At 72.2% G+C, this 20,579-nt stretch carries 15 protein-coding genes; 6 read left to right on the plus strand and 9 right to left on the minus strand.

Annotated features, from left to right (window positions below):
• The first annotated feature begins 2 nt into the window (after positions 1 to 2).
• Positions 3 to 2,366, plus strand: a complete 2,364-nt coding sequence (locus DSZ44_RS14355) for a hypothetical protein (RefSeq protein WP_146237571.1) — start codon at positions 3 to 5, stop codon at positions 2,364 to 2,366.
• On the opposite strand, the gene DSZ44_RS14360 is transcribed toward DSZ44_RS14355, so the two are convergent.
• Genes DSZ44_RS14360 through DSZ44_RS14370 form a run of 3 tightly spaced genes read right to left on the minus strand, consistent with a single transcriptional unit; the run spans position 2,342 to position 4,429 of the window.
• A complete protein-coding gene (locus tag DSZ44_RS14360) occupies positions 2,342 to 3,136 on the minus strand; it encodes a glycosyltransferase family 2 protein (RefSeq protein WP_110853322.1) in 795 nt (264 codons plus the stop codon). The genes DSZ44_RS14355 and DSZ44_RS14360 overlap by 25 nt on opposite strands.
• 55 nt (positions 3,137 to 3,191) lie before the next feature.
• The gene (locus DSZ44_RS14365) at positions 3,192 to 4,058 is read right to left on the minus strand and encodes a DUF5926 family protein (RefSeq protein ID WP_110853323.1); all 867 of its coding nucleotides are present in this window, start codon (positions 4,056 to 4,058) and stop codon (positions 3,192 to 3,194) included.
• A 20-nt stretch (positions 4,059 to 4,078) separates the two neighbouring features.
• A complete protein-coding gene (locus DSZ44_RS14370; RefSeq protein WP_110853324.1) occupies positions 4,079 to 4,429 on the minus strand; it encodes a rhodanese-like domain-containing protein in 351 nt (116 codons plus the stop codon).
• Between the two features lie 327 nt (positions 4,430 to 4,756).
• Between DSZ44_RS14370 and pgm the strand changes: the two genes are divergently transcribed.
• The gene (pgm, locus tag DSZ44_RS14375) at positions 4,757 to 6,436 is read left to right on the plus strand and encodes a phosphoglucomutase (alpha-D-glucose-1,6-bisphosphate-dependent) (RefSeq protein ID WP_110853325.1); all 1,680 of its coding nucleotides are present in this window, start codon (positions 4,757 to 4,759) and stop codon (positions 6,434 to 6,436) included.
• 83 nt (positions 6,437 to 6,519) lie between these two features.
• Here pgm and DSZ44_RS14380 read toward each other — a convergent pair whose 3' ends face one another.
• Positions 6,520 to 11,007: a lamin tail domain-containing protein gene (locus DSZ44_RS14380; RefSeq protein ID WP_110853326.1), complete on the minus strand. Its 4,488-nt coding sequence runs from the start codon at positions 11,005 to 11,007 to the stop codon at positions 6,520 to 6,522.
• A gap of 149 nt (positions 11,008 to 11,156) precedes the next feature.
• Between DSZ44_RS14380 and DSZ44_RS14385 the strand changes: the two genes are divergently transcribed.
• Together DSZ44_RS14385 and DSZ44_RS14390 are read left to right on the plus strand one after the other, a co-directional pair.
• Entirely contained in the window at positions 11,157 to 11,390 is a 234-nt protein-coding gene (locus DSZ44_RS14385; protein ID WP_110853327.1) for a DUF6458 family protein, read from the plus strand.
• Positions 11,391 to 11,459: 69 nt separating this feature from the next.
• Complete coding sequence (locus DSZ44_RS14390) at positions 11,460 to 12,530, plus strand: App1 family protein phosphatidate phosphatase (protein WP_110853328.1); 1,071 nt, start codon at positions 11,460 to 11,462, stop codon at positions 12,528 to 12,530.
• 97 nt (positions 12,531 to 12,627) lie between these two features.
• Here the strand turns inward: DSZ44_RS14390 and DSZ44_RS14395 are convergent, their stop codons facing one another.
• From DSZ44_RS14395 to DSZ44_RS14415, 5 genes are read right to left on the minus strand one after another with little or no spacing between them, the layout of a single operon-like run.
• Positions 12,628 to 13,365, minus strand: coding sequence for an ABC transporter ATP-binding protein (locus tag DSZ44_RS14395; RefSeq protein WP_110853329.1), 738 nt, complete (start codon positions 13,363 to 13,365; stop codon positions 12,628 to 12,630).
• The gene (locus DSZ44_RS14400; RefSeq protein WP_110853330.1) at positions 13,355 to 14,098 is read right to left on the minus strand and encodes an ABC transporter ATP-binding protein; all 744 of its coding nucleotides are present in this window, start codon (positions 14,096 to 14,098) and stop codon (positions 13,355 to 13,357) included. The genes DSZ44_RS14395 and DSZ44_RS14400 overlap by 11 nt, the downstream gene beginning before the upstream one ends.
• Positions 14,085 to 15,131: a branched-chain amino acid ABC transporter permease gene (locus tag DSZ44_RS14405; RefSeq protein WP_258369545.1), complete on the minus strand. Its 1,047-nt coding sequence runs from the start codon at positions 15,129 to 15,131 to the stop codon at positions 14,085 to 14,087. Before DSZ44_RS14405 ends, DSZ44_RS14400 begins: the two co-directional genes overlap by 14 nt.
• Positions 15,132 to 15,180: 49 nt before the next feature.
• A complete protein-coding gene (locus tag DSZ44_RS14410) occupies positions 15,181 to 16,065 on the minus strand; it encodes a branched-chain amino acid ABC transporter permease (RefSeq protein WP_110853331.1) in 885 nt (294 codons plus the stop codon).
• A 7-nt stretch (positions 16,066 to 16,072) separates the two neighbouring features.
• On the minus strand, positions 16,073 to 17,302 hold the full coding sequence (locus DSZ44_RS14415) for an amino acid ABC transporter substrate-binding protein (RefSeq protein WP_110853332.1): 1,230 nt from the start codon (positions 17,300 to 17,302) through the stop codon (positions 16,073 to 16,075).
• 421 nt (positions 17,303 to 17,723) lie between these two features.
• Here DSZ44_RS14415 and DSZ44_RS14420 point away from each other — a divergent pair, with 421 nt between their 5' ends.
• Positions 17,724 to 18,497 (plus strand): 3-ketoacyl-ACP reductase, encoded by a 774-nt coding sequence (locus DSZ44_RS14420; RefSeq protein ID WP_110853333.1) that lies wholly within the window; start codon positions 17,724 to 17,726, stop codon positions 18,495 to 18,497.
• 14 nt (positions 18,498 to 18,511) lie between these two features.
• Positions 18,512 to 20,578, plus strand: a complete 2,067-nt coding sequence (locus DSZ44_RS14425) for an FAD-dependent oxidoreductase (RefSeq protein WP_110853334.1) — start codon at positions 18,512 to 18,514, stop codon at positions 20,576 to 20,578.
• Position 20,579 lies beyond the last annotated feature (1 nt).

The raw sequence follows: 20,579 nt of genomic DNA on the forward strand, positions 1-20,579 counted from the left end.
GGGTGAGGCGTCGTCGGAACACCGTCACGCGGGTAGGCCTGGTCCTGCTCGCGGTGGCGCTCATCGCTGCACTCGTCCTGCCCGTCGCCGGCACCGCCTTCGGTGCCACGCAGGACGACGACGCCGCACCGGACTCACCCGTCGACGCGCCCGTCGTCCTCCTCGGCACGGGCGGGCTGCGCTGGGAGGACCTGTCCGCGCTCGCCACCCCGCAGCTGTGGGCGCTCGCGGAGGACGCGGGTGTGGCGAACACTGTGGTCCGCTCGGTCCGCTCGAGCACCTGCCCGGCCGACGGCTGGCTCGCCGTCTCCGCCGGGCGCCGCGCCGCGGACCTGCCCGCCGCCACCACCGGGGTGTGCCGCCTGCTCGAGGACGCCGACGGCGCGGTCCCGGGCTGGTCGGACTACCTCGCCGCCGCGGCGGACGCCTCCTACGACGCCCGCCCCGGCACCCTCGGCGAGCTCCTCTCCGGCGCCGGTGTCGCTGCGCGGGGCATCGGGCCGGGAGCCGGGATCGCGCTCGCCGACCCCACCGGCGCCGTCGTCGGTGAGTACGTCCCACGGCCGGAGGACCCGGCCCGGCTCGGCGGGCTCGTCGAACGGCTCGCACCCGAGGCGGGGCTGCTCGTCGTGGACCTCGGTGCGGTCCGCGACCGTGACCACCCGCTCCTGCCCGCCACCGACCGGCGCTTCTCCGGCCCCGAGGACGACGCACCGGAGAAGGCCGCGAGCGACTGGCCCCTGGCCGGGCTCGACCGGACCGAGCAGGTGGCCGCCGTCGAGGCGCGCGCCGCGGCCGTCCTGCAGGCGCTCCCGGCCGGCGCCACCGTGCTGCTCTCCTCGCTCGCGGACTCGGGCACCACCCCGGTCATGCAGGTGACGGCGCTCGCCGCGCCCGACGAGCCTGCCGGGATGCTTGAGAGCCGCTCCACCCGCCAGCCGGGCATGGTGCAGTCCACCGACCTCCTGCCCACGCTCCTCGACCGTCTCGCGATCGACGCCCCGGCCGGCCTGGCGGGCGCGCCGGTCCGGGTCGTCGGCGGTGAGGGCTCCGGCGCCCAGCGCATCGCCACGCTCATCGACGAGAACCGGCACGCGATGGCCGTCCGCCCGCTCACCGCCCCGTTCTTCTCCGGGCTCGTGCTCGTCAACCTCGGGCTCTACGCGCTCGTCACCGTGGGGCTCAACCGTGGCGTCCTCGACCGCGTGAGCCGCTGGCTGGGCCGACGGCGCTCGACCGGCTGGGCCGGCATCGGCCGCGCCGCACGGGCGGTCGACCCGGACACGGCGCTGCGGGCGCTGCGCGCGACCGCCGTCACCGTCGCCGCCGTGCCGGTCGCCAGCTACCTCGCCAACCTGCTGCCGTGGTGGCGCACCGGCTCGCCCGGGCTCGTCGTCTACACCGCCACGCTCGCCATCGCCGCGCTCGTCGCGGGGCTCGCGCTGGCCCCGCCGTGGCGCCGCCGGCTCCTCGCTCCCGTCGGGGTGGTCGCCGGGGTCACTGCCCTCGTCCTCGCCGTCGACGTCATCACCGGCGCCCGGCTCCAGCTCGCCGCGCTCATGGGCGTCCAGCCCCAGGTGGGCGGGCGCTTCTACGGGATCAACAACTCCTCCTTCGCCCTGTGGGCCACGAGCACCGTCCTCACCGCCGCCTGCCTGGCCGAGCCGCTCGTGCGCCGTGGGCGACGGCGGGCGGCGGCACTCCTCGTCGCCGTCGTCGGACTCGTCGCCACCGTCCTCAACGGCGCGCCGGGCATCGGCGCGGACTTCGGCGGACCGCCGGCGCTGCTGCCCGCCTTCATCATCCTCGCGCTGCTAGCCCTGGGCGTGCGGCTGACGTGGCAGCGGGTGCTGCTCGTCCTCGGCGCCGCCGCCGTCGTCGCCCTCTCCTTCTCGGTCGTCGACTGGCTGCGCCCGCCGGCCGAGCGCAGCCACCTGGGCCGTTTCGTCGAGACGGTGCTCGACGGCGGGCTCGTCGACGTCGTCCTGCGCAAGCTCGGGCAGAACCTCGCCAACCTCGTCGGCTCCACCCTCACCTTCCTCGCCGTCGGCGGGATCGCGCTCGTCGTCGTCGTCCTCACCCAGCCGCTGCGCCGTGCCGCACGCCAGGGCGACCACGCCGCCTACGGGTGGCTCGCGGAAGGCTCCTCGCTGCGCCGGCTCGAGGCGGACGCGCGGATGCTGCGCCCGGCGCTCGTCGCCGTCGCGGTCGCGCTGGGCATCGGCTTCGCGGTCAACGACTCCGGCATCGTCATCCCCGCGATCGGCATCTCGGTGGCGGTGCCGCTGCTCATCGGGGTGGTCGCGGGCTGGGTGCTGCGGCTGCGGGCGGAGGGGCCCGCTCAGCCGGTGGCGACGGCGCGGTAGGGCCGGCCGGGCGCCTGCTCCGTGGGACGGTCACCGAGCTGACGTGTCCCCACCCGCACGCCGCGGGCGCGGCGCACCGCCGCGGCGAGCATGACGTCGCGGTACTGGGCTGCCCGGTGGAGCTGGCCGCCGAGGTCGTTGCTGCTCGCGCGGTGGCGCAGGTCGCAGGGCACCTCGACGAGCGTGAAGCCCTGCACGAGGAGGTCGATGGTCATGCCGGTCTCCACGCCCCACCCCGCGGCGAGCGGCACGGCGGCCTCGAAGGCCTCGCGGGTGAGGCAGCGCTGGCCGGACAGCGGCTGGGTGGGCAGCCACCCGGTCGCGCGGGCGATGGCGCGCCGCGCCTTGCCGACGACGATCCCGCGCCCGCCCGCGCCGGGCTGCGGCGGCAGGACGGCGATGGCGCAGTCTGCGGTGCCGGCGAGGACGGCGTCCACGAGCGGGGCCACCCCGACCGCGGTCTCCCCGAGGTCGGCGTCGAGGAACAGGAGCAGCCGCCGCGGGCCGTCGGGGGCGTCACGCATCGCGACGACGGACGCGCCGGTCTCCATCGCCGAGGCCTTGCCGCGGTTGACGGAGTGGCGCACGACGACGGCACCGGCCGCGCGAGCGATGTGCTGGGTGTCGTCGGCGGAGCCGTCGTCGACGACGACGACGAGGTCGACGTGCGGGATGGCACGTGCTGCCCTGACGGTCGCCGCGATCCGCGTGCTCTCGTCCTTGGCCGGGATCACGACGGCGACCCGTTGGGGGCTCGGTCGCCGGTTCACCCCTCGAGCGTAATGGCGGTCGGGGTCATCGTGCAGGTTCACGGCGCAGGGGCCGTCAGCGCAGGGTGACCTGGCGGGAGACGATCCCCGCGCGAGCGCGCCGCGCGTCCGCGTCGAGCGGCCCCTCCTCCGCGAGCGCCGCCTCGAGGCGCTTCTCGAACGCGGCGCACGGGGCGGCGAGCTCGTCGGCCTCGGTGCCCGGCACCAGCTCCCACACGGGCACGAGGATGCCGCTGGTGCGGAAGGCCCCGACGAAGCGGGCGCCCTCCTCCAGCTCCGACTCGCGGCGGGCGTGGAGGCGGGCGAAGGCGTCGAGGACGTCCTCCTGCGGCTCGGGGCGCGCCCAGCGCAGGAACTCCCGGCCCATGCGGCACCAGTAGGCGGACTCGACGCCGGCGACCTTGACGGTCGGGACGATGCCCTCGCTGGACTGCTCGATGGCGGCGGTGACGTCCGCGTCGCGCTCCTGGTCCTCGGCGAGCCAGAACGCGAAGTCGTCGTGGACGACGGGCTCGAAGGGCACGGTGAGGTCGAGGACGTCCTGCAGGCGCGGGCCGGGCTCGAGGATGCCGAGGTTGAGGACCGGCTCGCCGGGCTCGGCGTCAAGGGCGAGCAGCAGGGCGGCGGCGACGTCGCGGCTCGCGTCCCCGGACTTCGCGGCCGTCTGCAGGCCGACGAGGACGGTGCCGTCCTCGCGGTGCAGCGCCGGCCACAGCTCGGGGAGCATGGTGGCGACGACGACCTCGCGGGAGCCGTACTCCGCCGTCGTGCGCACGGTGGCGGTGGCCGAGGGGACGACCTCGCGCATCGCGACCCAGTCCGTCTCCCCCGGCAGGCCCTCGAAGGGACGCTCGACGAAGGGCACCTCCACCCGCTTGGGACGGGGGCTCTCGGACTGGCGCTTGCGGCTCTTCTTACCCATGGCCACCAGCCTATCGGTGCCTACAGGACGTACGGGTCACGCCCCTCGTCCGCGGTCATCGGCAGCCCGGCAGCGCCCCAGGCGTGCATGCCGCCGTCGAGGTTGCGGGCGGTGAACCCGGAGTGGTTGAGCCACGCCGTGGCCCGCATCGACCGGCCGCCGGAGCGGCACACGACGAGGAGGTCCTCCTCGGGCAGGTCGTCGAGACGGTCGGGCAGCTCGCCGAGCGGGATGTGGACCGCGCCGGGGACGTGCCCGGCGTCCCACTCCTCCTGCTCGCGCACGTCGAGGACCGCGTGGCCCGCGGGAACGGGCGCGGCGGGGTCGAGGTCGCCGACGGTGAGGTCACTGGGCTGGTCGAGATCGTCCATGCGATCCACCGTAACGCGCGCGGCGCGCGCCCACCCCGGCGCCGCCCGGCACCGCCACCCACCACCCACCACCCGCGACCCGCCACCCGCCACCCGCCACCCGCTCCGACCTTGCTGCCCTTAGGTCCACCGTGCGCCCGGTCGACCGGGCGCACGGTGGACCAGGAGGCGCACGGTGAGCGGTGGGTGGCGGTGGGGTGGGTGGACGGTGGGGGTGGGGTGGGCGGTGGGGTGAGTGGGCGGTGGGTGGGCGGTGGGGGCGGAGCGCCGGGCCCGGCGCGCGCGATCGGTGGGCCTGGGCGCAGCCGGGGTGGCAGGATCAGGAGCATGCACGAGCGCGCCGGTACCCCCGCCCTGCCCGAGGACCTCATCGACGTCGACGCGGTCGTCTCCGCGTACTACGACCGCACCCCGGACGTGGACGATCCCGCCCAGCAGGTGGCCTTCGGGACCTCGGGCCACCGCGGCTCGAGCCTGGACTCCGCCTTCACCGAGGCGCACATCGTCGCGACGACGGCGGCGATCGTCGAGTACCGCCGGGCGCAGGGCACCGACGGCCCCCTCTTCATCGGTCGCGACACCCACGCGCTGTCCGAGCCCGCGTGGCGCACCGCCGTCGAGGTCCTCGCCGCCGCCGGGGTCGAGCTGCGGGTGGACGCCCGCGACTCCTACACCCCCACTCCCGCCGTCTCCCACGCGATCCTCCTCGCCAACGGGGCCGGCACGGCAGCCGGCGTCCGCGTCGAGGGCCCGGGCCGCGCGGACGGCATCGTCGTCACCCCCTCCCACAACCCGCCCCGCGACGGCGGGTTCAAGTACAACCCGCCGCACGGCGGACCCGCGGGCTCCGACGCGACCTCGTGGATCGCCGCGCGCGCCAACGAGATCCTGCGCACCGGCGTCGGGAACGTCCCGCGCCTGCCGCTGGAACGCGCGCTGGCCGCGGAGACCACCCGGGGTCACGACTTCCTCGCCGCGTACGTCGACGACCTCGCCAACGTCGTCGACCTCGAGGCCATCGCCCGCGCCGGCGTGCGCATCGGCGCGGACCCGCTCGGCGGCGCCGCCGTCGAGTACTGGGGCGCGATCGGCGAGCGCTACGGGCTCGACCTCACCGTCGTCAACCCCGAGGTCGACCCGCGGTGGTCGTTCATGACCCTCGACTGGGACGGCAAGATCCGCATGGACTGCTCCTCGCCGTCGGCGATGGCCTCGTTGCTGCGGGTCATGCGCCCCGAGGACGGCGGCCCGGCCCCCTACGACATCGCCACCGGCAACGACGCCGACTCCGACCGGCACGGGATCGTCACGCCCGACGGCGGGCTGATGAACCCCAACCACTTCCTCGCCGTCGCGATCGAGTACCTCTTCGCCCACCGGCCCGGCTGGCCCGAGGCCGCCGCCGTCGGCAAGACCCTCGTCTCCTCCGCGCTCATCGACCGCGTGGCGGCCGGCCTGGGACGGCGGCTGCTCGAGGTGCCGGTCGGCTTCAAGCACTTCGTGCCGGGGCTGCTCGACTCGTCGGTCGGTTTCGGCGGGGAGGAGTCCGCGGGTGCGTCCTTCCTGCGCCGCGACGGCTCGGTGTGGACCACCGACAAGGACGGGATCATCCTGGGGCTGCTCGCCTCGGAGATCCTCGCGGTGACCGGCCGCAGCCCCAGCCAGCTCCACGAGGAGCAGCTCGAGCGCTTCGGCGCCTCTGCCTACGCCCGCATCGACGCCCCGGCCACCCGCGAGCAGAAGGCGCGGCTGGCGGCGCTGAGCCCGGAGCAGGTGACGGCGACGACGCTCGCCGGGGAGGAGATCACCGGCCGGCTGGTGCGGGCACCGGGCAACGACGCAGCGATCGGCGGGCTCAAGGTGACGACCGAGAGCGCGTGGTTCGCCGCACGCCCCTCCGGCACCGAGGACGTGTACAAGATCTACGCCGAGTCCTTCCGCGGCGAGGAGCACCTCGCCCAGGTGCAGGCGGAGGCGAAGGCGGTCGTCGACACCGCTCTGGGGTGAGGACGGCCGTCACGAGCTGAGCACCGCGCCGGGTGCACGAAGGCCCGGACCCCGCATCCACTGGGGTCCGGGCCTTCGCAGTCTCAGGCGCGCGTGCTCAGCCGCCTGGTCGCCGCTCCGGCGCCCAGCAGGAGGAGCACGGCCAGACCCGCGAGGGCCAGGGGCGCACCGGTCGAGGGCAGCCTGCCGGAGCCGGCTCCGCCGGACCCGCCGTCACCGTCTCCCGAGCCACCGTCGCCGGCACCCGAGCCACCGTCACCGTCAGACCCGTCGCCGGGGCCGCCGTCACCGGGGCCGCCGTCACCGGGGCCGTCGTCGTCCGAGTCGTCCGGCGCCTGGGTGAAGGTGAGGGAACGGACCTCGGAGTCCACCTCGCCGCCGTGCGCGTCGGTCGCCGTGACGTACCAGGAGTGCGTGCCGTCCGCCGGCACCCACGACGCCGTGACGACGGCGCCGCTCGGGACGTCGGTCAGCTTGGCGATCGCCTGCTCCGAGCCGGCAGGGATCTCCGTGTCGGTGAGGACCTCGGCGGCGAACGCGTCGGTGCTCAGCTCCTTGACGCGGCTGACGATGCCCGCCGTCTCGTAGCTGATGACGAAGTCCTGGTTCTCCAGCTCCAGGGACTCGTGGTCGGAGTTGTAGACCTCGAGCGACGGGGAGTAGGTCCGCACCCGGATCTCCTCGTCCTCGTTGTCGAACTGGAGGAGCCGCAGGAAGCCCTGGCCACCCTCGGGCAGGCCCTGGTAGTCGAAGAGCATCTGCGTGACCGTGCGGTCCTCGACGCCGTCACCGTCGTCGTCGAACGAGTCGTACCGGGTGTAGGCGTCGTGGTAGTGCCCCGACATCACCATGGAGACGTTCGGGTTGGTCGCGACGACCTCGTCCTGGATCTGCTGCGGGATCGGCCCCAGCCCACCGGTGGTGAGCAGGTACTCGTGCAGGTTGATGATGCCCACGCGCTCGGGGTACTGCGCGAGCACCTCGTTCATCCACGCGATCTCCGCGTCACCCGGGTCCCAGCCCATGGACACGACGATGAAGTCGATGCCGCCGGCCGTGAACAGGTCGTAGTGACCACGGTTGTCCTCGTAGGAGCCGCCGTACCAGGGGTTGTCCGCGAAGCGCCACTGCCCGAAGTGCTCGGAGTAGGCGGTCCAGTCGCTGTCGAAGTTGCCGACGTCGTGGTTGCCCGCGAGCACGCCGTACGGGAGGCCCGCGTCGTCGAGCATCGCGTAGGCGGGATCGGCGTTCGCCCACTGGTAGGGCTGGTCGAAGTTGTCGACGATGTCACCGGTGTGGAAGAGGTACTGGAGGTTGACGTCCTCACGCTGGTCGAGCAGGTACTCGTGGATCGAGAGCTGGTGCTCGTAGAACTCCTCGTTGTAGTACTGCGTGTCCGACTCCCACGCGAGGGTGAAGTCGTACTCGTCACGCGGGGTGTCCTGCGGGTGCGCGGGCTCGACGACCGTCTCGCGGTCGCTGAGGTTCTCCCCCGCCCAGCCCTCGGAGTGCTGGACGAGGAAGCGCGCCGTGCCGTCGACGAGGTGGTCGGTGGTCGGGACGTCCGCCGTGAGGGTGAACTCCTCGGCGTCGGTCGTCACGTGGCGGTCGACCTCCTCCCAGGCCTCCTCGGCGGTGTTCCACACGTGGAGCAGGACCTTGGCCGACGCGTTGGCCGAGCCGTCCCAGGTGATGCGCACCGAGGCGTCGTCGCCGGAGCCCTCCGGCACCGCGACGTCGAAGGTCTGGTAGGGCAGGGCGTCGGCGCTGCTCACGTCCGCGGACTCGCCGTCGACGGCGCGCAGGGCCGCCCGCTGCTCCGCGTCGAGCTCGACGCCGTCGCGCTCCGTCGCGAGCGCGTCGCGGGTCTCCCCGGAGGAGACGGTGACGGCGGCGTCGGTGGCGTCGTAGGTGTAGGCCTCGCGGAAGACGACGTCGAGCTCGTCGCCCGCCTCGTCGGCGACCTGCGCGACGAGCTCCACCGCGGGGCCCGTGACCTCTGCCCCGTCCAGGGGCGACAGGAGCTCGGCCGTCGGGTCCTCCTCCGGCGTCGTGAAGGTCTCGGTCATCTCACCGACGTTGCCGGCGGTGTCCGTCGCCGTGACGACGAGGGTGTGCTCACCGGTGGAGAGCTCGGTCGAGGAGGTCTCCTGCGGCAGCTCGACGACCTCGCCGTCGAGCGTGGCGACGACGTCCACCACCTCGGTGGTGGCGTCGGTGATCACCGCGTCCAGGACGATCCGACCCTGGAGCCGGTCCTCGGTCCGCGAACCGGCCGTGAACGCGGGCGTCACCTCCGGGGCGGTGTTGTCCACGACGACGTCCGCCGCGGCGGTGACCTCACCGTCGGTCGCGCTGACCGTGTGGGTGCCGTCCTCGACGTCGGTGGTGTCCCAGGTGTAGCCCTGGGCGACGTACGCGTCGTCGGGGATGGTGAACACCGCGGGGTAGTTGTCGTACTTGCTGTCGTTGGTGTCGCCCATGGGGATGTTGCCGCCCTCGTAGCCGGCCGGCTGGAGGGTGCGGCCGTCGGGCAGGATGAGCCGCGGCGCGCTGATGGTGTAGTCGTCGTTGTTCTCGTTGTCGTCCTCGCACGGCCAGGCCTTGGTGCCGGCGGACACGATGACGGTGAGCTCCTCGCCCTGGACGACGTCCGCGAGCGGGATCTGCGCGGTGACGGTCTCGATCTCGGAGTAGGTGCCGCGCTCGAAGATCGTCAGCACCCGCCCGGACGTGCACTGCTGGTCGAGGGTGTCGCCCTCGCCCGGCATGACGACGGCGTTGCGGAAGCGGTCGTCGGTGGCCGTGACCTCGACGGCGAAGACCGGTGAGCTCTCGAGCTGGGCCGTGGTCGGGGTGCGGACCTCGTCGTCGATCGAGAGCGCGATGTCCGCCGGGTAGGTGTCGCCCGCCGCGGAGACGGTCGTGGTGCCGGACAGCACGTCCCCGTCCGTGACGCTGAGACGGACCGCGTCGGTCGAGGCGCCGTCGACGGCCACCCGGGTGAGGTCCCCGACCGTCTCGTTCGTCCCGTCGGAGGCGACGAACCGGTACTCGTAGAACCTCTTGCCGGTGAGGTCGACGGCGCCGACGGTGTGCGCGTAGGTGTCGCCGTCACCGACGAGGAGGTTGTGGTCGGTGAACTCCTCGTCGACGTCGGAACGCAGCTGCAGGGTGACGCTGCGCACGAGGGTGTCGTCGGTGATCGTCGCGGAGACGGTGAAGTCCTGCTCCGGGTCGATGCTGCCCGCGGTGGTGTCCTCCACCCGCGGCCCGGCAGTGTCCGCAGTCATGGCGGTGAGCTCGGCGGGGACCTGGTCGGCGTCCACGGCGCCCGGGCTCGCGGGGCGGGAGCCGAGGAGCGTCTGCTGGGAGAAGTCCTCGGGGTCGGCGGCGTAGGTGAGTCCCTGGTCGGTCTGGACGTCGCGCACGCCGCCCATGTTGTAGAACCCCTCGCTGACCGTGACGCCGGTGGCGGTCATGATCTCCATGCCGCGGGCGCTGCCGTTGGCCATGCCCCCGACGTAGGTCTCGAGGATCTGCGCCTCGGGGACCTCGGTGCCCCAGAAGGCGTTGAAGTCCGCGGCCGTGAGGTCGTCGTTGGCTCCGTTCTTCACCCAGACGACGACCGTCCCACCGGAGGGGACGACCGCGTCGGCGGGCTCCACGGGCCACAGCGCGGAGCTGCCGGAGTCGGGGTACTGGTAGCGGATGCCGTAGTCGGACAGGTCGATCGGCTCGGTGGTCGTGTTGTAGACCTCGATGTACTCGTAACCGTCGCTCGAGCCGACGTTCTGGGAGTCGACGACGAGCTCGGTGAGCATGAGGTTGCCGACGAGGGAGTCTGCGGGCAGCGCGGGGACCTGCTCCACCGGCTCCTCGGGCTGCTCCGGCTCCTCGGCGCCGCGGTCCTCGAGCTGGGCGGCGTCGACCACCCCGGGGGACGCCGCGGCGGGCCCGGCGAGCAGGTCCATCGAGCGCGTCGCGGCGTCGACCGGCACGCGGAACTGCGCCACCTGGTCGATGCCGACCGAGCCCGCCGGGTAGAAGGACCACCCGACGACCTCGCCGTCGGCCCCGGTGATGCGGATGCTGCGGTTGCCCCCGTTGGCCAGGCCGGGCTGGCCCGTCACGCGGACGACGTCGTAGGCCTCCGCGGACCCGCCACGCTCGGCCCAGAACGCGCGGAAGTCGTCCTCGTCGTACGCGAAGGAGTTGACGTTGCCGTCCTCGCTCTCGTAGGACACCCACAGGACGACCGTCCCACCGGCGGGGACGACCGTGCCGGCAGGCGCCTCGAGCGGGACGTCGTTGCCGCCGTCGGCGGTGTCCTCGAAGGCGTAGGAGAAGGTGTAGCCCCCGTCGCCGAGCGTGACGTCTGCGTCCGTGGGGTTGGTGACCTCGACGTACTCGAAGTGGTCGTAGCTGTCCGGGTTGGGGGCGATCTCCGTGACGACGAGCGGCCAGGAGTCGGCGGGCGCCGCGGCGACGGGGGCGACGAGCGTCCCGAGCGTCAGTGCGGCGAGCGCCGTCGTCGCGACCGCCGCGCGGCGGGTGTGATGGGCTGTCATGAGCTCGACTTCCTACGGTCCGGCAGGGGCAGGCAGACCGTAGGGGAGGCCGGTGACCTTCCGGTGAACGGGAGGCGACCGCACGGTTCGACGTGCGCGAGCGAGGGCTCACCGCCAGACTCGGGGCACCTCAAACGAAAGGATGAGTCATGGGAATCGGCGGAGGGATCTTCCTCATCGTGGTCGGCGCGGTCCTCGCCTTCGGGCTGAGCCCGGACACCTGGGAGGTCTTCAACATCCAGATCATCGGCTACATCCTCATGGCCGTGGGCGTGCTTGCCCTCGTGCTCGCCTTCGCGATGCAGCGCCAGCGTCGCAACAGCAGCCACACCGAGTACGTCGAGCGACGGGACATGGGCAACCCCCCGCCGCCGGCGCGCTGACCCCTCCACGCGGCCCGCGTCCCTTCTCCCGGGGCGCGGGCCGTGGCACGCTCCTCTACGGTCGATGACATGGCCCGCCCCTCCCTCGGATCCTCGCTCGAGGACGGCCTCTACCGCCGTCTCATCCCACTGCTCCGGCGGCGCGGCTGGCGCCCCACAACGATCACCTACACCGGGTTCGGCACCACGGACCGGCTTCGTGTCCTCGCTCGTGTGCTCCTCAAGGAGGATGACGGCGACCCGACAGCCGCCGACGTCGGTGCCACCGAGCGCGAGCTCACGGAGGCCCAGGATGCCGAACGCGGCTGGCGCTCCTTCCTCACCACCCCCGTCGCCTACCTCCCCGTCGTCGTCGAGATCGGCGACCTCGCCCACCGGGGGCGGGTGAACCGCGGCGGCTACCTCGACCTGCTCGTCCCCGACCATGGTCTCCAGCCGGGCTGGCACGACATCACGGTGCGGGCCCGTGGCGCCCGACCGGTGACGGCGCGAGTGCTCGTCATCGGCCCCGAGACGCGCTTCGGGGTCATCAGCGACATCGACGACACCGTCATGGTCACCCGCGTGCCGCGCCCCCTGGTCGCGGCGTGGAACACCTTCGTCCGGCACACGAGCACCCGGCAGCCGGTCCCCGGGATGGCCGAGCTCTTCCGTCGTGTCCAGGCCGCCCGGCCGGACGCGCCGGTGCTCTACCTGTCGACCGGCGCGTGGAACGTCGTGCCCGCCCTCGAGCGCTTCTTCCGCCGCAGCGACCTGCCGGCCGGTCCGATGCTCATGACCGACTGGGGGCCCACCAACACCGGGTGGTTCCGCAGCGGCCAGGAGCACAAGCGCACGACGCTGCGGCGCCTGCTCATCGACTTCCCCGAGATCAGCTGGCTGCTCGTGGGCGACGACGGGCAGCACGACCCGGAGATCTACGCCGAGCTGGCGCGCGAGCACCCCGACCGGGTCGCCGCCGTCGCCATCCGCCAGCTCACCCCGAGCGAGCACGTGCTGTCCCACGGAACCCCGCAGGCCATGGACGGTGGCCGCGACCAGCACGACGGCGACCGGCTCACCGAGGGCCGCCGGGTGCCCTTCGTCGAGGCCGGCGACGGCGAGGCCCTGTGGGAGCACCTCGCCCCCCACCTCACCTAGCCCCTCCCCCGCCCCCTCCCCCACCCCTTCGCGCCGAGAGCTGAGTTGTTCCTGGAACAACTCAGCTCTCGGCGTTGGGGATGGAGGGGGCGCTCCGTCAGGTCGTGGCGGGGCGGCCGCCGAGGTAGAGGTCGCTGAGCTTGGGGTCGGCGAGCAGCTCACGGGCCGGGCCGGTGGCGAAGACCTTGCCGAGGTCGAGGACGCAGCCGATGTCGGCCATCTCGAGCGCCCGGCGCGCGTTCTGCTCGACGAGCAGCACCGCGACCCCGGCCTTGCGCATGACGTCGACCTGCTCGAAGATCGTCGTCACCCGCTTGGGGTCCAGCCCCATCGACGGCTCGTCGAGGAGCACGACGTCGGGACGGATGACGAGCGCACGGGCGAACTCGACCTGCTTCTGCTGGCCGCCGGAGAGCAGGCCCGCGGTGTCGTTCCAGCGCTCCCCGACGAGCGGGAACACCTCCTTGACGTACGCGCAGCGCTCCGGGAGGACCGACTGGTCCTTGAGGGAGTAGCCGCCGAGCATGATGTTCTCCTCGACGGTCATCTCCTTGAACACGCTGTGCCCCTGGAGGACGTGGGACAGCCCACCGCGCAGCAGCTGCTGCGGACCCTGGCCCGTCACGTCCTTCCCGTTGAGGGTGATGGTGCCCTCGCGCGGCTTGAGCATGCCGCTGGCGACCTTGAGGACGGTGGACTTGCCCGCGCCGTTGGGACCGACGAGGCAGACCACCTCGCCGCGGCGGACCTGCACCGACAGGCCGCGCAGGACGAGTGCCGCCTTGCCGTAGCCCGCCTGGATGTCGTCGAGCTCGAGGACGATGTCAGACGCCAAGGTATGCCTCCAGCACCTTCGGGTCGGACTTCACGACGTCGGGCGTGCCCGTCGCGATCGGCCGGCCACGGTCGAAGACCACGATGTGGTCGCACAGACTCATGATGAGGTCCATGTTGTGCTCGACGATGAGGAAGGTCGTGCCCTCGTCGTTGAGCTCCCGCACGAGCAGGGCGATCCGCTCGATGAGGGAGGGGTTCACGCCGCCGGCCGGCTCGTCGAGCATGACGAAGGGCGGGTCGGTCATGAGGGTGGAGCCGAGCTCGAGCAGCTTCTGCTGCCCGTAGGAGATGTCGCGGGCCTCGGAGGCCTCGAGGTGGTCGATGCCCACCCGGGCCAGCATCGCCCGCGCCTTCTCGACGGTCTCGGCGCTACGCGTGTTGGCGAGGTACTCCCCCAGCGTGCGGGGCTGCACCGCGACGAGCATGTTCTCCAGCACAGTCATCCGCGGGAAGACCCGGCACAGCTGGAAGCTGCGGCCCAGGCCCGCCCGCGCGATCTTGTGCGGGGCCCAGCGGGTGACGTCCTTGCCGTGCATGGTCACGGTGCCGGAGTCGGGGCGGATCATGCCGGTGACGCAGTTGAAGAACGTCGTCTTGCCCGAGCCGTTGGGCCCGATGAGGCCGTTGATCCTGCCCTCGTAGAACTCGGTGGTCGCGCCGTCGACGGCGTGGACGCCACCGAAGGACTTCGTCAGCCCCTCGGTGCGCAGGACGGTGTCAGCCGCGGCCATCGCCGGCCTCCTTCGTGGTCGTGGTCGTGGCCTCCTGCTGCTGGCGCAGCTCCTCGGCGGAGACCTCCCGGATCGAGGAGCTCTGCGGGCCGAGACGGCGCACGAGCTGGGCTGCCCCGGTGAGCACGCCGTCGGGCAGGAAGAGGACGACGAGCCCGAGGAGCAGGCCGGTGGCAATGAGGTGGAACTGGGTGTCGCCGTAGTTGAGGACGAAGTACTCCAGCGCCGACCCGACGACGACGGCGCCGAGCAGCGGGCCGAAGAGGAACCGCACCCCGCCGAGCAGCGCCATGAGGACGACGGTGGAGCCGAGCACGATGTCGAACTGGAAGATCGGGTCGAGGTCACCGAACCACAGGGCGTAGAACCCGCCGGCCACCGCCACGAAGAAGGCGGAGATGACGAACGCGACGAGCTTGAGCTTGCCCGTGGGCGCCCCGAGGGACTCGGCCTTGTCCTCGTCCTCGCGCACGCTCTTGAGGGAGGCACCGAAGCGCGAGCGGTCGATGAGCGTCCAGGCCAGCAGCGTGACGGCGAGCAGCGCGAGGAAGATGTAGAAGAAGGTCCGGTGGTGCTCGGGCCGCAGCATGTCCGGGAAGGGCCGCGGGACGACCAGTCCGGCCGAGCCACCGGTCACGGTGCTCCAGCTCTGGAAGAGGAGCTGGAGGACGAGGACGAGGGCGATCGTCACGATGACGAAGGAGGAGCCGCGCACCCGCAGCGCGGCGAAGCCGACGGGGATGGTGAGCACCGCCGTCGCCAACGCGGCGACCAGGGTGGCGAGCAGCCAGTTCATCCCGGTGTGGATGACGAGCAGCGCTGTCCCGTAGGAGCCGAGGCCGAAGAAGGCGGCGTGGCCCAGGGAGATGTAGCCGGTGAAGCCGCCCATGATGTTCCACCCGGTCGCGAAGACCGCGTAGTTGAGGACGATGACGCCGGCGCTGAGCATGTAGGCGTTGGGGGAGATCGAGGGCCACAGCGCGAGGACCGCGATGACGACGGCGATGAGGAGCACCGGCCGCAGCCGGCTCACGCCACCACCACCGGCCGCGGGGCTGCGCGCGGGCAAGGACTTGGTCCGGTCAGAAACGCTGAGCAAGGCGACCTCCGAAGAATCCCTGCGGCCGCACCATGAGGGTGAGGAAGAGGGCCAGGTAGAAGATGGTCTGCGCCAAGGTCGGCGTGACACCGGGGAGCAGCTCGGCCATGACGCGCAGGACGCCGAGGAGCAGGGCCGCGATCGCCGCGCCCGGGATCGAGCCCAGGCCGCCGACGACGATGATCGCCATGAGCGGGCCGATCCAGTGCCAGTGCAGCGAGGGGTAGATCGTCTGGTTGAGCGCGAGGGCGGTCCCGCCGACGGCTGCGGTGGCCAGGCCCAGGCCGAAGCCGAGCCCCGCCGTCCGGTCGGTGTCGATGCCGACGAGCTGGGCCGCCTCCCGGTGCTGGATGGTCGCGCGCAGGGCCCGGCCGAAGCGGGTCTTCTTGAGCACGAGAAACAGCGCGAGCAGGCTGAGCCCCGCGAGCGCGAAGGAGATGATCTGCACGACGGGGATCGAGGCACCGAGCAGGTCGATACTCGCGGACCCGTAGGGCAGCTGGATGCGGCGTTGCGTGCCGGTGAAGATCATCCCGAGCAGGCCCTCGATGATGAGGGCGATCGCGAAGGTGATGAGCACCGACATCATCGTCATCGTCGCCGGCTTGAGCCGGCTGATGAGCCAGCGCTGGATCGCGAAGCCGAGGACGAAGAAGAGCGGGACCGTGCCGATGAGCGAGAGCATCGGGTCCAGCCCGGTGGAGCTGGAGAAGCGCCACGCGATGTACCCGGCGAGGATGATGAAGGCCGCGTGGGCGAGCATCACCACCCGCATGACTCCGAAGTAGAGCGTGAGCCCTGCTGCAAGGAGGGCGTAGAGCCCTCCTTGCAGCACGCCCAGGATCAGGCTCTGGAAGATGAGTGACACGGTCGGGTCACCACTCCGGCTTCGGGTAGACGAGCTCGGCCGTCGCGGTGTCCTCGGGCAGGACGATGGCGATCTCGCCGTCGACGTACTGGAGGATCATGTGCGCCCCGTTGGGGCGGCCGGCCTCGTCCCAGGCGAGCGGCCCGACGACGGTGTCGACGGTCGCACCGCGCAGGTAGTCGATGAGCTGCTGCTGGCACTCGCCCTGCTCGGCGCAGCCGACCTCCTCGACGGCGGCCGCGACGACCTGACCGGTCGTGTAGGCGTTGGCCTCGTCCTCCTGCGGCTCCTCGCCGTGCAGCTCGACGTGGGCCGCGACGAACTCCTCGTTGGAGGGCCAGTCGGCCTGGTTGGAGTAGCCGGTCGGGGACAGGATGCCCTCGACGGCCCCACCGATGGCCTCGGGGAACTCGGGGTTGGTGGGCGCCGTGGAGAAGGCGGCCATGCGCGGCTGGTAGTTGAGCTGCTGCAGCGCGAGGATGAGGTTGACCGCGTCCTGGTACTGCGTGCCACCGACGACGAGGTCGGGGTCCGCGTCGGCGATCTTCGCGGCGATGGCGTTGAAGTCGGACTGGTTGGGCGGGTAGACCTCGTCGACGACGACCTCGACACCGGCCTCGGCGAGCTTGTCGCGCAGACCGTAGGCGGTGCCCTGCGCGAACGGGTCGTCCATGGCGGCCACGGCCATGGTCTGCGGCCGCTCGTCCTCGGGCATCGAGAGGATGTGCTCGACGAGGTTGTTGTAGTGGTCCGGCGCGATGGCCGGGGCCGCGTAGAAGATGTTCTCGAAGCCGTTCTCGAAGACCTCGGCGGCGGCCGCGGCCGGCTCGACGAAGAGCATCCCGTACTCGGAGGCCACGCGGGAGGCGGGCACGACGAGCCGGGTCGAGAACGGGCCGAAGAGGAGGTCGACCTCCTGCTGGGCGATGAGGGACTCGTAGTCGGAGACGACGCGGGCGGCGTCCGAGGCGTCGTCGAGGATCTCGAGCTCGACCTGCCGGCCGAGGAGGCCGCCGTTGTCGTTCGTCACCTGCGCCCAGGTCTGGTAGCCACGCTCGACACCCTTGCCGGGCTCGGCGAAGTCACCGGTCAGCGGGAGCGAGACACCGATGACGATGGGGTCCTCGGAGTCGCCACCGTCACCGGTGTCACTGCCTCCGCCGTCCCCGCAGGCCGCCAGCGCGAGCATGGCCACGGCACCTGCTGCGATCCCCCGGGTCAACCGCTTCGTTGACATCCGTCCTCCTTCATTGGTTCCGGACGCGCTCTCGAAAGCGCTTTCCGGACAGTACGGTCTCCGGCGCCCACCGCGCAAGGGCGTTGCGTGATCGTGATCACGTCGACACTGCCCGATCCTCAAAATCTCCCACGCATGCTGGCGGAAACCGCATCCCCGACCACCACCGATACCGCCGAGAGCTCAGTTGTTACCGCCGCCAGCAGGGCCGCTCCCACCAGGAGCGATTTTTGGTCGGAGGAACTGATCGCTCATCGCCGCCGAGGCCAGACCATCGGCACCACGACGTCCCGACCACGCGACAGGCCGCCGCGACCCGGGTCGAACCACTCGCACCGGAAAGCGCTTGCCATGGGGCGGCGGCTGAGCCATGATGGCCGGGCGGCACTGGCCGCCCCACACTCGACGGAGAGGATGAGACGTGCCGAAGGTAGCGATGGTGACCGGGGGGAACCGCGGCATCGGGCTGGGCATCACCACCCGACTGCTCGACGAGGGGTACGCCGTCGCGATCCTCGCGACCCGCGAGGAGCCGGCCGACCTCATGGCCGAGCTCCGCGAGCGCGGCGAGGCGATCTACGTTCGCGGGTCCGTCTCGGACCTCGCGGATCACGAGCGCTACGTCGCGGCCACCCTCGAGCAGTGGGGACGGATCGACGTCCTCGTCAACAACGCCGGCGTGGCCCCCACGGTCCGCGACGACATCCTCGTCGCCACCCCGGAGAGCTACGACCGCGTCATGGACATCAACCTGCGCGGTCCCTACTTCCTCACCCAGCTCGTCGCGCGGACGATGGTCGAGCGGCGGGGCGAGATGACCGCGCTGCCCGACGAGCCCGTCGGCACGATCGTCAACGTCTCCTCGACCTCCGCCGTCACCGTCTCGACCAACCGCGGCGAGTACTGCCTGTCCAAGGCCGGCATGGCGATGTCCACCCAGCTGTGGGCCGCACGCCTCGCGCCGGAGGGGATCGTCGTCTACGAGATCCGCCCCGGCATCATCGCGACGGACATGACGGCGGGCGTCACGGAGAAGTACGACGCCTTCTTCGCCTCCGGTGGCGCGCCGATCCCGCGCTGGGGCCGACCGTCCGACGTCGGCGGGGCGGTTGCCCAGCTCGTCGCCGGCCGGATGCCCTACTCCACCGGCGACGTCATCAACGTCGACGGCGGCATGCACATCCCCACCCTGTGACGAGGAGCGTCCCCGTGACCACCCACGAGCCCCAGACCCTGCACATCGCCGGACGCGAGGTGCCCGTCGTCACCGCGAACACCGTCGTCGTCGGCACCGGATCGGCCGGGTACTGCGCCGCCGAGCGGCTCGTCCAGCTCGGCCAGGACGACGTCGTCATGGTCACCGACAAGATCGGTGCCGGCGCGAGCCGCAACGCCGGCTCGGACAAGCAGACGTACTACAAGCTCACGCTCTCGGGCGACAACGGCGACTCGGTGCGCGAGATGGCCCAGACCCTCTTCGCCGGCGGCGCGATGGACGGCGACAACGCCCTGGCCGAGGCCGCGTTGTCCGCGCGCGCCTTCCTCCACCTCGCCGACCTCGGCGTCCCCTTCCCGCAGAACCGCTACGGGGAGTTCATCGGGTACAAGACCGACCACGACCCGCGCCAGCGCGCCACCTCCGTGGGGCCCTACACCTCGCGGACGATGGTCGAGCAGCTGGAGAAGCAGGTCAACGCGAACGGCACCCGGATCTTCCCCGAGTGCCGCGTCGTCGACGTCCTCACCCGCGACGGCGCCGTCGCCGGGCTGCTCCTCCTGCGCACCGACGTCCCCCACGACGGCGAGCGCAGCCCGTACCTGCTCGTGCGGTGCACCAACGTCGTCTACGCGACCGGCGGGCCCGCCGGCCTCTATGCGACGCGGGTCTTCCCCAACGGGCAGTGGGGCGCCTCGGGCGCCGCCTACCGCGCGGGGATCGGCGGGAAGAACGTCACCGAGTGGCAGTTCGGGCTCGCGTCGACCAAGCCGCGGTGGAACGTGTCGGGCACCTACATGCAGGTGGTGCCGCGATTCGTGTCGACCGACCAGGACGGCGGGGACGAGCGGGAGTTCCTCACCGAGGCGATCCCCGACTACGGCCGGCTCATGTCGCTCGTGTTCCTCAAGGGCTACCAGTGGCCCTTCGACGTGCGCAAGGCGCGCGACGGCTCCTCGCTCGTCGACCTGCTCGTCTACCGCGAGACGGTGCTCCGCGGCCGGCGGGTGTTCCTCGACTTCCGCCGCAACCCGGTGCGGGAGGACTTCTACCCCTCCGCGCTGGACCCGGAGGCCTACGAGTACCTCGAGAAGGCCGGCGTCCTGTTCGGCACGCCGATCGAGCGGCTCAAGCACATGAACCTGCCCGCGTACGAGTTCTACCTCAACAAGAACCCGTACGTGGACCTCGAGCAGGAGATGCTCGAGGTGGACGTGTGCGCCCAGCACAACAACGGCGGACTGCTCGTGGACGCGTGGTGGCAGTCGGACCTGCCCGGCTTCTTCCCGGTGGGCGAGGCCGGCGGGGCGCACGGGGTGTACCGGCCCGGCGGCGCGGCGCTCAACAGCGGGCAGGTCGGAGCGACGCGCGCGGCGCAGTTCATCGCGGCGCGGCGGTCGGGTGCGCCGCTCGGGGAGGCGGAGTTCGCCGCCGCGGCCGAGGGGCCGCTGCGCGACGCCGTCGAGCTCGTGCACCGCGCGACGGATCGGGCCGCCGCGGGCGCGGAGGACAACACCGGCGACCTGCTCCGCGAGGTCGGGGAGCTGATGAGCGCCAAGGCCGGCCCGGTCCGCTCGCGCCAGTCCATCGCCGAGGCCCTGGAGCAGGTGGAGGAGTGGCTCGGCACCTACCGCGAGCTCGTGGTGGCCGACGCCGGGTCGCGCCGGGCCGTCAACCGCGCCTTCCTCGTGCGCGACATCCTCACGACGGCGCAGGTGTACCTCACGGCCATGGCCGACTACGTCGACCACGGCGGCCGCTCGCGCGGCTCGGTGCTCTACACCGACCCGGCCGGGTCGCTGCCGCTCGTGGGCTACGGGCCGGACGCCTCGCAGGAGCTGGAGCTGCCCGAGCTGTTCCGCTTCACCCTCGACGGCGGCGCGCTCGACGACGAGGTCCAGGAGGTGTCGTGGACGCCGCACCGCGCCGCGGACCCGGCGTCGCCGAGCGAGGCGGGTGACGTCGCCGTCACCTGGCGCCCGCGCCGGTCGATCCCCGAGGCCGACGACTTCTTCGAGAACGTCTGGCGCGAGTACCGCGAGCACCAGAACATCCACTGAG

The organism is Georgenia satyanarayanai (assembly GCF_900116375.1).
Lineage (GTDB): Bacteria > Actinomycetota > Actinomycetes > Actinomycetales > Actinomycetaceae > Oceanitalea > Oceanitalea nanhaiensis.

What these genes read in the sequence shown, in the direction of transcription:
- DSZ44_RS14365 (WP_110853323.1), bottom strand. Translation starts at nt 4,058, where the DNA reads ATGGGTAAGAAGAGCCGCAAGCGCCAGTCCGAGAGCCCCCGTCCCAAG.
- DSZ44_RS14370 (WP_110853324.1), bottom strand. Translation starts at nt 4,429, where the DNA reads ATGGACGATCTCGACCAGCCCAGTGACCTCACCGTCGGCGACCTCGAC.
- pgm (WP_110853325.1), top strand. Translation starts at nt 4,757, where the DNA reads ATGCACGAGCGCGCCGGTACCCCCGCCCTGCCCGAGGACCTCATCGAC.
- DSZ44_RS14380 (WP_110853326.1), bottom strand. Translation starts at nt 11,007, where the DNA reads ATGACAGCCCATCACACCCGCCGCGCGGCGGTCGCGACGACGGCGCTC.
- DSZ44_RS14385 (WP_110853327.1), top strand. Translation starts at nt 11,157, where the DNA reads ATGGGAATCGGCGGAGGGATCTTCCTCATCGTGGTCGGCGCGGTCCTC.
- DSZ44_RS14390 (WP_110853328.1), top strand. Translation starts at nt 11,460, where the DNA reads ATGGCCCGCCCCTCCCTCGGATCCTCGCTCGAGGACGGCCTCTACCGC.
- DSZ44_RS14400 (WP_110853330.1), bottom strand. Translation starts at nt 14,098, where the DNA reads ATGGCCGCGGCTGACACCGTCCTGCGCACCGAGGGGCTGACGAAGTCC.
- DSZ44_RS14415 (WP_110853332.1), bottom strand. Translation starts at nt 17,302, where the DNA reads ATGTCAACGAAGCGGTTGACCCGGGGGATCGCAGCAGGTGCCGTGGCC.